The organism is Methylobacterium sp. WL69 (genome assembly GCF_008039485.1).
Lineage (GTDB): Bacteria > Pseudomonadota > Alphaproteobacteria > Rhizobiales > Beijerinckiaceae > Methylobacterium.
In genome coordinates this window covers 1-12,806 of the sequence record NZ_VRUZ01000108.1, presented here as the reverse complement: position 1 = coordinate 12,806, position 12,806 = coordinate 1, and the positions used below count along the sequence as shown (strand labels likewise).

Below are 12,806 nucleotides of genomic sequence, written 5' to 3'. Positions count from 1 at the left end.
ACGCGCGAGCGCGCATCCGCGGCCGGGGGCTGCGGCGCCGGCGCGAAAACCGGCTCCTCGCCGCCGTCGTCGGGCTCGTCGTCGTGCAGGACCGGGGCGGCCCGGCGCGCGGGCGCGGGGGCGGTTCCAGGCACGGCCTCGAAGACGGGTTCGCGGCGCGCGTCGTGCGGTACCGGCGCCTCCCAGGGCGCCGCGTCGTCGGAGAAGGCGCGCCGGGCCGCGAGCGCCGGCGACGCTCCGTCATGCGCCAGGACCGCCTGGGCGGCACGGCCCTCGCGCCAGGTCTCGACCCGCGAGGCCAGGGCCGCGCGGCCGCCCATGAGCATCTGCGCCAGGGCGCCCAGGGACACGATCCCGAGGCTCGGCTCGTCGTCCTCGTAGCGGTCGTCGGCGCGGGCGCGGGACGCCGTCCGGACCGGATGGATCGGCTCTTCCTCCTCGTCCGGGACCTCGCCGACGCGGCAGGCGCCGGTGAGGCTGAGGATGGCGAGGCCGGCGAAGACGAAGCCCACGAGGGCGGCGGCCGGGGATGCGACGATGCCCACGATGGTGCGGGCGGCATGGATCAGGGCATCGCCGGCGACGCCGCCGAGGCCCGTCGGCAGGGGCCAGCGCGCCGTCGACGGCAGGGCGCTCGCCACGGCGCTCGCCGAGAAGAAGCCGATGATCCAGAGCGTGATGCGCAGGCCCCCGCGCGGCAGGGCGCGGGAGCGCATGAGCTGCACCCCCCACAGGGCCGGCGGCAGGACGAAGGCGAGGGAGCCGAGCCCAAGGAGCTGCATGGCGAGGTCGGACATCACCGCCCCGCTGGTGCCGAGCACGTTGTGGGCGGCGTGGTCGGTGGCGTGGTTCAGGCTCGGGTCGTCGATGGACCACGTCGCCAGGGCGACGGTGAGCGCCATGGCAGAGGCGAACAGGATGAGACCGCCCAACTCCGTCATCCGCTTGGCCAGGAACGGGCGAAAGCTGTCGACGAACGTGTCGTAGGGCGATGCGGAACGGCGAAGCGAGCGCATGCTGTACCAGACGCGATGGGGAAACGGTCCGGTAACGCTAACGGGCACGCGGTTAATGCGGGTTTAAGTGTGCTGTCTCATGCCGAATCCGAGGGTGGATGAAGCAGACGCGCAGACGAAAAAAGCCCCGGATCGCGCGATCCGGGGCTTTCCGCCATAGGCCGTTTCGGGCCGCCCCGAGGGGCGGGCCCGAACGCTCGTCCTAGTAGTTGTAGGCGCGCTCGCCGTGATCGGCGATGTCGAGGCCTTCGCGCTCCTCGTCCTGGGTGACGCGCAGGCCGATGGTGAGATCGACGAGCTTGTACAGGATCGCCGAGCCGATGCCCGACCACAGGATGGTGAAGCCCACCGCCTTGAGCTGCGAGAGCAGCGCGGCGGCGGTCTCGTAGCTGCCCACCGCGAGTTCACCGGGCTTCGAGGCGTAGTCCGGCAGGCCGACGCCGCCGAAATCGGGGTTCACCAGGATGCCCGTAGCGACGGCGCCGAGGATGCCGCCGATGCAGTGCACGCCGAACACGTCGAGGGAATCGTCGTAGCCGAGGGCGTTCTTCACCGTGGAGCACATGACGAAGCAGACGGCGCCGGCCACGAGGCCGAGGACGATGGAGCCCATGGGGCCGGCGAAGCCGGCGGCCGGGGTGACGGCCACGAGGCCCGCGATGGCGCCGGAGAGCATGCCCAGCAGCGACGGCTTGCCCTTCAGCATCCACTCCACGAACAGCCAGGAGAGGGCGGCGGCGGCGGTGGCGACGAAGGTGTTCAGCATCGCCATGGCGGCGGTGCCGTTGGACTCGAGGTTGGAGCCGGCGTTGAAGCCGAACCAGCCGACCCAGAGCAGCGAGGCGCCGATGGCCGTCATGGTCAGGGAGTGCGGGGCGAGCAGGTCACGGCCGTAGCCGATGCGCTTGCCGAGCATCAGGCAGCCGACGAAGCCCGCGACGCCCGCATTGATGTGCACCACGGTGCCGCCGGCGAAGTCGAGGGCGCCCCACTTGAACAGCAGGCCGGCATCGGCATTGACGGCGTCGAGGGCCGCCTGCGCGGTCGCCTTCGAGGCGTCGTCGGTGGCGGCGGCCAGCGCCTTGGCGGCGTTGCCGACGGCATCCGGGCCGCCCCAGTACCAGACCATGTGGGCCATGGGGAAGTAGATGAGCGTGGTCCAGAGGATCATGAACACGACCAGGGCCGAGAACTTCATCCGCTCGGCGAAGGCGCCGACGATGAGGGCCGGGGTGATCATCGCGAACGTCATCTGGAAGCAGATGTAGACGTATTCGGGGATCACGACGCCGTTGGAGAAAGTGGCGACGGTGGAGTTCGCGTCGATCCCCTTGAGGAAGGCCTTGGAGAAGCCGCCGACGAAATCATTGAGGCCGCCGCCGTTGGTGAAGGCGAGGCTGTAGCCGAAGATCACGAACAGGAGGCTGGAGATACAGGCGATGGCGAAGACCTGCGTCAGCACCGAGAGCATGTTCTTGGTGCGCACCAGGCCGCCGTAGAACAGGGCGAGGCCGGGCACGACCATCAGCAGCACCAGGGCGCTGGAGATGAGCATCCAGGCGGTGTCGCCCTTGTTCGGGACGGGCGCGGCGCTGGCGGCGGCCGGCACGGCCTCCGTGGTCGGCGACTGCGCGAGGGATGGCTCGACGAACAGGAGCGCCAGGGCGGCGCCTCCCATTCCGAGCGCCAGGGCATTGCGAAGTTTCATGGAAACAGGACTCCCGGTCGCTGTGCGGTGCTGAAGGGGACAATCAGAAGGACGGGCAGAAGGGCGGGGGCCTGTGGCCCGACTCTCCCCAGGCCCGTCGAAACGGGCGCGCGGTGGAAGCGGCCGGCCCTCAGAGGGCGTCGACGTCGGTCTCGCCGGTGCGGATGCGCACCGCCTTCTCGAGGGGCAGGACGAAGATCTTGCCGTCGCCGATCTGGCCCGTGCGGGCGGCGGCCGCGATGGCGTCGATGACGCTGCCGGTGAGGTCGGAGGCCACCGCCACCTCGATCTTCAGCTTGGGCAGGAAGCTCACGGCGTATTCGGCACCGCGGTAGATCTCGGTATGGCCCTTCTGGCGGCCGTAGCCCTTGACCTCGGTGACGGTGAGCCCGTGCACGCCGATGCCGGTCAGGGCGTCCCGGACCTCCTCCAGCTTGAACGGCTTGATGATAGCCATCACGATTTTCATGGGCGGCGCCCCCTTGTCCCGAGTGGTCACCCGGCCGGCGCGCTTTCGCGTCGCGACCCGGCTGGTCCGGTTGATTCCGCGCGGATCGGAATGACCCTGACGCTCGACCGCCTCATTCAAGGACTATGCCAACGGGAACTTTTTCCCCATGGCCGGTTCTGCCCAGAAACTGTCCGTCCCCTGCCGCCGATGCAGGCGTGATTCCAGCCAAGTTTGCAATCTTTCAGGGCATGTTGCTGTAAAAACCGGCAAACCCGGGGCCGGCGGACCCGCCTTCGTGGCGGAAACTCAGGCCTTCGGGCGACGTGGCCGGATCATGCCCTCCTGGGCGACGGAGGCCACCAGGGTGCCGTCCCGGGAAAAGATCTGGCCGCGGGCAAAGCCGCGGGCGCCCTCGGCGCTCGGGCTGTCCTGGGCGTAGAGCAGCCAGTCGTCGGCCCGGAACGGGCGGTGCAGCCACAGGGCGTGGTCGAGGCTCGCCGACTGGATCTCGCCGTCGAACACCGTCTGCCCGTGCGGGATCAGGGTGGCGTCGAGCAGGGTCATGTCGGAGGCGTAGGCGAGCACCGCGCGGTGGATCGCCGGATCGTCCGGGAGCCGGTCGACGGCGCGCATCCAGACGTGGAAGCGCGGATCGCGGGGCGCGCGGCGGAGATACCGCTCGATCTCCACGGGCCGCAGCTCGATGGGACGCTGGCGCCCGAAGTAGGACAGGATCGGCGCCGGGATCACCGCGCCGTCGCGGGCCGCCTGCGCGGCGGCGGTCGGCGCCTCGGCCACGTCTTCGGGCGGCGGCACGTCCGGCATCGTCGCCTGGTGGACGGCCCCCTCCTCCGCGTCGTGGTAGGACACCGACATGGCGAAGATCGCCCGGTCGTGCTGGGTCGCCACCACCCGGCGGGTGGCGAAGCTGCGCCCGTCGCGGATGCGCTCGACGGCGTAGTCGATGGGGGCCTTGGGATCGCCGCCGAGCAGGAAATAGGCGTGCAGGGAATGCGGCGGCCGCGTCTCCGGCACCGTGCGCGAGGCCGCCACCAGGGCCTGCGCCACCACCTGCCCGCCGAACACCCGGAACCAGCCGGTCTGCAGGCTCTCGCCCCGGAAGCGATCCGCCCCCAAGGGCGCGAGATCGAGGATGTCGAGGAGTTCGGCGACGATGCCGGCCATGGGGACCCCCGGTGGTGGAATGGACAATCCGGCCGCCATAGCAAGCTTGGGTGGCGCGATCCATGTTGCGTGATCCATGCGGCCGGCGACGATGCCGCTGCCGTGGGCACCGCCCGCGCGTTGCCCTGAGGTCCGGGGAGTGGCACTCCGGGCGAACGGGACGGGGGGACGCGCGATGGGCGGATCGGGGCAGCGCAGGGTGGTGGTGGCCGGGGCCGGGATTCCGGGCCTGAGCCTGGCGCTGGCCCTGAAGCAGGCCCACGGCCCGGCCCTCTCCGTCACCGTCTGCGATCCGGCCCTGGCCTCCGGCGCGGCCCGTCACCGCGGCCGCGCCTTCGCCGTGGCGGCGGGCGGGCGGCGGATGTTCGAGCGCCTCGGGGTCTGGGACGCGGTGCTCGCGGCGGCCGAGCCGATCCGCGACATGGCGGTGAGCGACAGCCGCCTCGCCGACCCCGTCCGCCCGGTCTTCCTCACCTTCGCTCAAGAGCCTTCCGCACAGGACGCGCAGGCCGGCGAACCCTTCGCCCACATGGTCGAGGCCGAGCCCCTGGTCGACGCGCTGCTGGCGGCCTGCGCAGCGGCGGGCGTGGTCCTCGATGCCGTCGGGATCGCGGCGGCCGATCCCGGCCCCGAAGCCATCGAACTCCGGCGCACGGACGGACGGACCGAATCCGCAACCCTCCTCGTGGCGGCCGACGGGGCGCGCTCGCGCCTGCGCGAGGGGGCCGGCATCGGCTGGGTCGGCTGGTCGTATCCGCAAGCGGGCATCGTCGCGACCATCGGGCACGAGCGCCCGCACGGGGGCCGCGCCTGGGAGCATTTCCTGCCGAGCGGCCCCTTCGCCATCCTGCCCCTCGTCGACGGCGGCGACCTTGGAAATGGGAAACCCGGGCACCGCTCATCCATCGTCTGGACCGAGCGGGCGGCCGATGTGCCGGCCCTCCTCGGCGGCGGACCGGACGAGACCCTGGCGGAGATCGAGCGCCGGTTCGGCCACGGCCTCGGCCGGATCGTGCTGGAGGCCGGCCCGAGCGCGCATCCCCTCGCCTTCGGCATCGCGCGCCGGTTCCGGGCCGACAGGCTGGCGCTGCTGGGCGACGCCGCCCACGTCATTCACCCCATCGCCGGCCAGGGGCTGAACCTCGGGCTCGCGGGGGCGGCCTCCCTGGCGCAGGCGGTGACGGACGCCCTGCGCCTCGGCCTCGATCCGGGCGCGCCCGACGTGCTTCGGGCCTACGAGCGCGACCGCCGGTTCGAGACCCTCGCCATGGGGGCGATGACGGACGGGCTCAACCGCCTGTTCTCCACGGACGCCCTGCCGGTGCGCCTCGCGCGCGACCTCGGTCTCGGCCTCGTCGACCGCCTGCCCGGCCTCAAGCGCCTGTTCATCGGGCAGGCCGCCGCCGCGCGCGGCACCCTGCCGAGGTTGTTGCGCGGGCAGGCCCTGTAGCCGCCCGCGCCCGTTCGCGCTTGCTTGGCCTGTTCGAGCCTACTTGGCCTTGTTGGCCTTGGCGCGCTCGACGCCCTCGAGGATGAGGCGGTGGGCCTCGGCCTTGTCGCCCCAGCGCACGATCTTGACCCACTTGCCGGGCTCCAGATCCTTGTAGTGCTCGAAGAAGTGCTGGATCTGGTGGATCGTGATGTCGGGCAGGTCGGTGTAGTTCTCGACGCGGTCGTACCGCATGGTGAGGTGGCGCGACGGCACGGCGATGATCTTCTCGTCCTCGCCGGCATTGTCCTCCATCACCAGCACGCCGACGGGGCGCACGCTCATGACGGCGCCCGGCGCGATGGCGCGGGTGTTGGCGACGAGCACGTCGCACGGGTCGCCGTCGCCCGAGAGGGTGTGGGGAATGAAGCCGTAATTGCCCGGGTAATGCATCGCCGTGTAGAGGAACCGGTCGACCACGAGGGCGCCGGATTCCTTGTCCATCTCGTACTTGATCGGGTCGCCGCCGATGGGAACCTCGATGATGACGTTCACGTCGTCGGGCGCGTTCTTTCCGATCGAGACGTTGTCGATGATCATGAGCTGTTTCTCCCGCGTTTTCCGGGCCGCCAGGGCCTCTCCCGGCGTGTCTTAGGGCCGTTGCGTCACCAAGGAAATCGCCGGCTCCGTTGCCCGGCTACGTTTGGCGGGGATTATCACGCGTCCGCCGGCAACATCCCGACCACCCGGAGGACGTCTATCGCTTGAAGGACGCCTTCGCGCGCGCCCAGGTCGCCGCGATCCAGCGCGCGCTGCGCTCCAGGGGCACCTTGAGGCCGGGAATGTCCTCGCTCAGGAGGGCGAGGCCCACGGGCAGCATCCACAGGCCGAGGACGGGCAGGATCGAGAACACCCCGCCGAGGATGAACAGGCCGGCCGCGACCATCCGGATGATCCGCCGCGACGGTTCGCGCAGCCAGTCGAGGGCCCGGCCCAGGCGCGCCGGCAGCTTCTCCGTGAGCCGCGCGACGCGGTCGTCCCAGTCCCGCGCGGTGACGGTCTCGTGCCCGGTGGCGTCCATCGGCTCTCCCTCCGGCCGGCGACCCGGCCCGGGCTTCAGGTGGGGAGGCCATCGCGGTTTGGCGAGGCGGCGTCAGGCGAAGCGATAGCCGACCTTGGCCAGCACCGAGCCGGCGATGCTGTCGCTGCCCCGCCCGGCGACGGTGGCGCCGAGCCCTAAATAGAACGTCTCCGCCCGGTCGTTGCCCTCCAGCGCCCAGACCCCGACCGTGTGGAGGCCGTGGTCGTGCATGTCGTTGCGCACGGCGCGGAACAGGCGGCGGCCGAGGCCGAGGCCCTGGTGCTCCGGCCGGATGTAGAGCTCGTCGATCTCGCCCTCCGTGCCGAGGCCGCGGCTCCGGGCCGGTCCGTAGACGGCGTAGCCCACCACGCCCTCGCCCGTCTCCACCACCACGAGGGGGCGCCGGCGCTGGGCGGCGCCGAGCCACCATTGCGCGCTACGCCGGGCGATCATCCGTTCCAGGGAGACGCCCGGAATCAGCCCCCGATACGCCTCGCGCCAGGTCTCGTCGAACACGTCCGACAGGCGGTCGGCATCGGTGGGGCGGGCGCGGCGGATGCTGGTGGTGCTCGTGCTCATGACGGTCCCCGCGCTCGACGGCATCGCTCCGACGACGGTATCGGAGATGACGATCCGGGCAAAGACAAGGCAAGGCCGATGCCGGATGGCTCGCGCCCTCCGGTGGCGCCGATGCCGGATCGCCTGCCCGGCGGTTTGCCCGGCCGATGCCCGCCTGTTAGACGCGGGGCCTTCCCCCCAGACAGCCGCGACGTTCCCCGCCCCGTGTTCAAGCGCTTCCTCAAGCCAGAGACCCGCTACGCGCGGCGCATGGCCCGCATCGCCCGGTTCGAGCGGCCCATCGCCGGCCCGGTCTCGCGGGCGAAGGCCTGGGCCAACATGCTGCTCGTCGATCACGGCGTGTTCCGGCTGGCCTATCTCAACCGTCACCGGGTCGGCGAGGGCAAGCTGTGGCGCTCGGCCCAGCCGACGCCGCACCAGCTCGCCTGGTTCAAGCGCCAGGGCGTGCGCACGGTGATCTCGCTGCGGGGCGGGCGCGAGCACGGCTCCTGGCCGCTCCAGCGCGAGGCCTGCGAACGCCAGGGCCTGACCCTGGTGGAATTCGTCCTGCGCTCGCGGGAGGCCCCGTCCCGCGAGACGATCCTGGCCGCCAGGGACTTCTTCGCGGGCGTCGAATATCCGGCGATGATGCACTGCAAGTCGGGCGCCGACCGGGCCGGCATGGGCGCGGTGCTGTACCTCATCCTGCACGAGGGCCGGCCCGTCGCCGAGGCCATGGGCCAGCTCTCGGCCCGCTACGGCCATTTCCGCTTCGCCAAGACCGGCATCCTCGACGCGTTCTTCGCCACCTACCTGCGCGAGGGCGAGGCGCGCGGCCTCGATTTCCTCACCTGGGTCGAGACGGCCTACGACCCCGAGGCCCTCAAGCGCGACTTCCGCCCGGGCTTCTGGTCGGACCTCGTGGTCGATCGGCTGATCAAGCGCGAGTAACCCTCCGTTAACCAAATCGGGCCGAACTGGTGCTTCCGCACAGTGACTGGACCCGCGATGGCAGCCTCTCCCCTCCGGCCGACCGCGCCGACCCTGGCGAAGTATCCGATCCCCGTCGAGCTCATCACCACCCTGTACCGGGCCCGCGGCGCCGAACTCGACGCCCTCATCGCCGGCATGCCGGAATATGCCCGCGCCCGGGTGGCGGCCTACTGCGTCGAGCGCGAGCGCCTCCTCGACCTCGGAGAGCGCATGGCCGGCACCTGCGGCGAGGCCACCCTGGTCAAGGCGGCCGGCGCCAAGGCGGGCGCCGACCTGTTCGCCCGGTCGCGCCCCGCGCCCGCTGAATTGGCTCCGCTTCCCGAGCCGACACTATCAGAGTCTGCCGCGCCCGAGCCGGAGGCACCCGCCACGGCGGTCCTGCGCATCATCGAGTTTCCGCCGGCCCCCGTCCCGGGTGAGGCCGATACGGCACAGTCGCCGGCGACGTGCGCCGCAGCCCGTCCGAAAGCCGCCTGACCTCGGGCGCTGCCCGAAAAAGACCCGAATGACGGCCAAGCCTGACCGTCACGCATCGCCCCGGCCCCGCGCCACGGCGGACACATCACCATGGAGCGAGACGGCATGCAGGGTTCTTGGGCGGCGAAAACGGGTTCTCTCCTCGGTCTGATCGTGGCGATCCCCTCCCTCGGTGCCTGCAATTCCACCCTGATTCCCGGCCAGACTACGGGCTCCCTCGTCCAGCCCGTCGCCGCCACGGAGGCGGAGCGCGACTGCCTCGGGCGGGCCATGTACTTCGAATCGAACCGCAGCGACCGCGACGGGCTGCTGGCCGTCGGCACCGTGGTGATGAACCGCGTGCAATCGGCGCCCCAGGGCAGCGGCATCTGCTCCGTGGTCGGCCAGCCCCGGCAATTCGCGCCCGGCGTGCTGACGAAATCCATGGAGGCCAAGGATCTCCAGCGCGTCGCCGAGGTGACCGACGCGGTGCTCGACGGGCAGCGCCATCCCAAGGTCGGCCGGGCCATGCACTTCCACACGGCGGGCCTGCGCTTCCCCTACAACAACATGCATTACGTGGCGGTGGCGGGCGGCAACGCCTTCTACGAGAAGCGCAAGCCGGGGGCTCCCGCGGCCCCGAGCGCTCCCACCACCGCCATGGCCTACGCGTCCGCCTCCCCGGCGGTCTCGCCGATCCAGGCCCGCATGGTCGAGGCCGACCGCGACGTGCCGGCGGCCCAGACCATCCTCAACGAACCCGCCAAGGACATCTGCCGGACGGCGGGGCTGGCCGGCACCAGCCGGGGCGGCTAGGGCCGCTCCCGCCGGGTCGAACCCGTCTTCGAGACTGCGTCCCGGCCGGCCCTCGGGTGACGCAAAGCGGCCATCGCGTCGGAAACCAGTTCGATCCGCCTTCGCGTCGATGGCGCCGAGGCCGGATCAGCTGTCCGGTTCCCCGATCCGCAGGGCATCCATCCGACCTTGCTCCCGCGCGGCATGCACCAGAGCGACGATCTGCTGCGCGGTCGCGCGATACTCCGAGGTTCCGTCGATGGGCCGGAAGCCGTGAAACAGGGCGGCCTCGACCATCAGGTTCTCGGCCTCGCTGCCGGGCGTGGGCGCCGTCGGAGGCGTGTGCCCGATGTCGCGTGATCTCCGCGCGTCGCGCAGACCGTCGTAGAGACGCTCGATCAGAACGTGCCCGCTCCAATCGTCGGCGATCCGCAGGACGGTCGAGCCATGGTGGATCTCGAAGAGGCAAGGCGTGGTGTCTGAGGTATCGGGCATCCCGCTTCCATTCGGTTCGCTCTGTCTCGTTCGAGCGATGCGCCTACTCCGCCGCCAGCCGGCTCACTTCGCGGTAGGGATCGGCCGGGTAGGTGCCGATGATCCGGACCTCCCGCGAAAAGTAGGCGAGCTCCTCGAGCGCCCGGGCGAGGCCCGGCTCGTCGGGGTGGCCGTCGACCTCGGCGTAGAACTGGGTCGCCGAGAACTGGCCCTCGACCATGTAGCTCTCGAGCTTCGACATGTTGACGCCGTTGGTGGCGAAGCCCCCCAGCGCCTTGTAGAGGGCGGCCGGGATGTTGCGCACCCGGAAGATGAAGCTCGTCACCGCCGGACCCGCCCCCGCCGCGATGGGCTCCGCCTCGGGCGAAAACACCACGAAGCGGGTGGTGTTGTGGCTCTCGTCCTCGACGTCCCGCGCCACGATCTCCAAGCCGTAGACCTCCGCCGCCAGGGCCGGCGCCAGGGCGCCCCGGCTCGGGTCGTTCGCCTCGGCGACCTCGCGGGCGGCCCCGGCCGTGTCGCCCGCCACCACGGCGCGCAGCCCCAGGCGCCGGATGATCTTGCGGCACTGGCCCAGGGCATGGACGTGGCTGTGCACGGATCGCAGCGCCTCGACCTTCGTCCCCGGCAGGACCATCAGCTGGAAGTGGATCGGCAGGAAGTGCTCGGCGACGATGTGCAGGCGCGCCGTCGGGATGAGGTGGTGGATGTCGGCGACGCGGCCCGCGATGGAGTTCTCGATGGGGATCATCGCCCGGTCGGCGCGGCCCTCGTTCACCGCCGCGAAGGCGTCCTCGAAGGTCGGGCACGGCAGCGGCGTCCAGTCGGGATAGGCCTGGGCGCAGAGGATGTGCGAGTTGGCGCCGGGCTCGCCCTGGTAGGAGATGGTGCGGTGGGGCATCGGATTCTTCTCAGTTCAGGCGCCGGGCCGAGAGCACGGCGCGCGCCCGCTCCAGGTCGGCCGGCGTGTCGACGCCCAGCGGCAGGTCGTCGACCAGGATGGCGTCGATGCGCAGGCCGGCCTCCAGCGCCCGCAGCTGTTCGAGCTTTTCGCGGACCTCGAGGGCGCCGGGCGGCAGGGCCATGAACTTCGCCAGGGCCCGGCGGCGATACGCGTAGAGGCCGATGTGATGGTAATGCGGCCCCTCCCCCCACGGCGCCCGCGCCCGGGTGAAGTAGAGCGCCCGCAGGCGGTGCGGGCTGAGGTGATGACCCACGAGCTTGACCACGTTGGGATCGTCGCGCTCCGCCTCGTCGGTGATGAGGGCGCACAGGGTGGCGATGTCCACCGCCTTGTCGGCGAGCGGCAGGATCGCGGCGCCGATGATGGCCGGATCGATGGTCGGCAGGTCGCCCTGCACGTTGACGACGATGTCGTGGTTGCCCTGCGGATCGATGATCTCCAGGGCCTCGGCGAGGCGGTCGGACCCCGACGGATGGTCCGCCCGCGTCATCACCGCGATGCCGCCCTCGGCCTCGATGACGTCGCGGATGGCCGTCGTGTCCGTCGCCACCACCACGGGGCCGATCCCGGCCTCCACGGCCCGGCGCCAGACATGGACGATCATCGGCGCGCCGCAGAGATCGAGGAGCGGCTTGTCCGGCAGGCGCGTCGCGGCGAGGCGCGCGGGGATGAGCACGAGGGGGTCGGACATGGTTTTCGCCCATCGCTCCGGCTGGCCGCCGCGGGTCTCGTCTCGTAGAGGCCCGTTCGCGGCGCGTTCGAGGCCCGTCGCTTAGCAGCGGGGGGGGATGTTGTCATGCGCCGGGCCGATCCCCGGCGGCCACACCGGTGACGGATCGGCCTCTGCGACTACGCGGCGTCCCTGCCCGCCATTGTCAAGATCGGGCTCCAGCGGCTAAGCACCCTCGACTGTTTCCAAAGTCCGACACGCCTTCGTGTCCGGACCCGCCCGCAAGCGCGCCCAGCCGGACGCATCGGAGTTGTCGAGAATGGACTCTTTCGAGCTGAACAAGGTCGCGGGTGCTGCGCTCGGCGCACTCCTGTTCGCCGTGGGGTCCGGGTTCGTCGCCGAGCTGATCTACCATCCCAAGCCCCCCGGTGCCGCGGGCTACGCCCTGCCCGAGCCCCAGGCCAAGGCCGCCGGCGGCGGCGCCCCCGAGGCGAAGGCCGAGCCCCTGCCGATCCGGCTCGCCAGCGCCAGCGCCGACAAGGGCCAGTCGGCGGCCAAGAAGTGCGCCTCGTGCCACAGCTTCGACAAGGGCGGCCCCAACAAGGTCGGTCCCCATCTCTGGGGCGTCGTCGAGCGCCAGAAGGCCCATGAGAGCGGGTTCGAGTACTCGGCCGCCCTCAAGGAGAAGGGCGGCGCCTGGACCTACGACGACCTCGACCACTTCCTGACGAGCCCCAAGGGCTACGCCGCCGGCACCAAGATGGCGTTCGCCGGCATCACCTCGCCCACCGAGCGCGCCGACGTGATCGCGTATCTGCGCACCCTCGCCGACACCCCGGCGCCCCTGCCGGCGGCCGAGAAGAAGGCCGAGGCCAAGCCGGCCGAGGCCAAGCCTGACGCGGCCAAGCCGGCCGAAGCCAAGCCCGCCGAAGCCAAGCCGGATGCTGCGAAGCCGGCCGACAAGCCCGCCGAGGCGAAGCCGCCCGCGTCCGAAAAGCCCCCGGC

15 protein-coding genes are annotated in these 12,806 nt (G+C 71.3%); 5 read left to right on the top strand and 10 right to left on the bottom strand.

The genetic code is table 11. The features are described 5' to 3' along the window. The 4 genes from FV218_RS19730 to tesB form a co-directional block, all read right to left on the bottom strand. The coding region (locus tag FV218_RS19730; protein WP_187273112.1) for a DNA translocase FtsK 4TM domain-containing protein at positions 1-1,016 on the bottom strand (1,016 nt) is incomplete at its 3' end. 202 nt (positions 1,017-1,218) lie between these two features. Then, positions 1,219-2,724, bottom strand: coding sequence for an ammonium transporter (locus FV218_RS19725; RefSeq protein WP_147711209.1), 1,506 nt, complete (start codon positions 2,722-2,724; stop codon positions 1,219-1,221). A 130-nt stretch (positions 2,725-2,854) separates the two neighbouring features. Continuing rightward, positions 2,855-3,193 (bottom strand): P-II family nitrogen regulator, encoded by a 339-nt coding sequence (locus tag FV218_RS19720; RefSeq protein WP_056094106.1) that lies wholly within the window; start codon positions 3,191-3,193, stop codon positions 2,855-2,857. Between the two features lie 288 nt (positions 3,194-3,481). After that, positions 3,482-4,360, bottom strand: coding sequence for an acyl-CoA thioesterase II (gene tesB, locus FV218_RS19715; RefSeq protein ID WP_147711208.1), 879 nt, complete (start codon positions 4,358-4,360; stop codon positions 3,482-3,484). A gap of 175 nt (positions 4,361-4,535) precedes the next feature. On the opposite strand from tesB, the gene FV218_RS19710 reads away from it, so the two are divergent. Further along, positions 4,536-5,810: an FAD-dependent monooxygenase gene (locus FV218_RS19710; protein WP_147711207.1), complete on the top strand. Its 1,275-nt coding sequence runs from the start codon at positions 4,536-4,538 to the stop codon at positions 5,808-5,810. A 39-nt stretch (positions 5,811-5,849) separates the two neighbouring features. On the opposite strand, the gene ppa is transcribed toward FV218_RS19710, so the two are convergent. The 3 genes from ppa to FV218_RS19695 form a co-directional block, all read right to left on the bottom strand. Further along, positions 5,850-6,389 (bottom strand): inorganic diphosphatase, encoded by a 540-nt coding sequence (gene ppa, locus FV218_RS19705; protein WP_147711206.1) that lies wholly within the window; start codon positions 6,387-6,389, stop codon positions 5,850-5,852. 157 nt (positions 6,390-6,546) lie between these two features. After that, positions 6,547-6,870, bottom strand: a complete 324-nt coding sequence (locus FV218_RS19700; protein WP_056092585.1) for a hypothetical protein — start codon at positions 6,868-6,870, stop codon at positions 6,547-6,549. A gap of 72 nt (positions 6,871-6,942) precedes the next feature. Continuing rightward, positions 6,943-7,449: a GNAT family N-acetyltransferase gene (locus FV218_RS19695; RefSeq protein WP_147711205.1), complete on the bottom strand. Its 507-nt coding sequence runs from the start codon at positions 7,447-7,449 to the stop codon at positions 6,943-6,945. Positions 7,450-7,653: 204 nt separating this feature from the next. Between FV218_RS19695 and FV218_RS19690 the strand changes: the two genes are divergently transcribed. The 3 genes from FV218_RS19690 (at position 7,654) to FV218_RS19680 (ending at position 9,693) form a co-directional block, all read left to right on the top strand. Further along, positions 7,654-8,379: a tyrosine-protein phosphatase gene (locus FV218_RS19690; RefSeq protein WP_056092588.1), complete on the top strand. Its 726-nt coding sequence runs from the start codon at positions 7,654-7,656 to the stop codon at positions 8,377-8,379. 57 nt (positions 8,380-8,436) lie between these two features. Then, on the top strand, positions 8,437-8,898 hold the full coding sequence (locus FV218_RS23305; RefSeq protein ID WP_246685195.1) for a hypothetical protein: 462 nt from the start codon (positions 8,437-8,439) through the stop codon (positions 8,896-8,898). A gap of 105 nt (positions 8,899-9,003) precedes the next feature. Continuing rightward, the gene (locus FV218_RS19680; RefSeq protein WP_147711204.1) at positions 9,004-9,693 is read left to right on the top strand and encodes a cell wall hydrolase; all 690 of its coding nucleotides are present in this window, start codon (positions 9,004-9,006) and stop codon (positions 9,691-9,693) included. A gap of 126 nt (positions 9,694-9,819) precedes the next feature. On the opposite strand, the gene FV218_RS19675 is transcribed toward FV218_RS19680, so the two are convergent. Genes FV218_RS19675 through FV218_RS19665 form a run of 3 tightly spaced genes read right to left on the bottom strand, consistent with a single transcriptional unit; the run spans position 9,820 to position 11,822 of the window. Further along, positions 9,820-10,167, bottom strand: coding sequence for a hypothetical protein (locus FV218_RS19675; protein WP_147711203.1), 348 nt, complete (start codon positions 10,165-10,167; stop codon positions 9,820-9,822). Positions 10,168-10,210: 43 nt separating this feature from the next. Then, positions 10,211-11,068, bottom strand: coding sequence for a prephenate dehydratase (locus tag FV218_RS19670; RefSeq protein WP_147711202.1), 858 nt, complete (start codon positions 11,066-11,068; stop codon positions 10,211-10,213). 10 nt (positions 11,069-11,078) lie between these two features. Next, on the bottom strand, positions 11,079-11,822 hold the full coding sequence (locus FV218_RS19665; RefSeq protein ID WP_147711201.1) for a 3-deoxy-manno-octulosonate cytidylyltransferase: 744 nt from the start codon (positions 11,820-11,822) through the stop codon (positions 11,079-11,081). A 298-nt stretch (positions 11,823-12,120) separates the two neighbouring features. Between FV218_RS19665 and FV218_RS19660 the strand changes: the two genes are divergently transcribed. Then, on the top strand, positions 12,121-12,806 hold a 686-nt coding region (locus tag FV218_RS19660), incomplete at its 3' end, for a cytochrome c family protein (protein WP_147711200.1).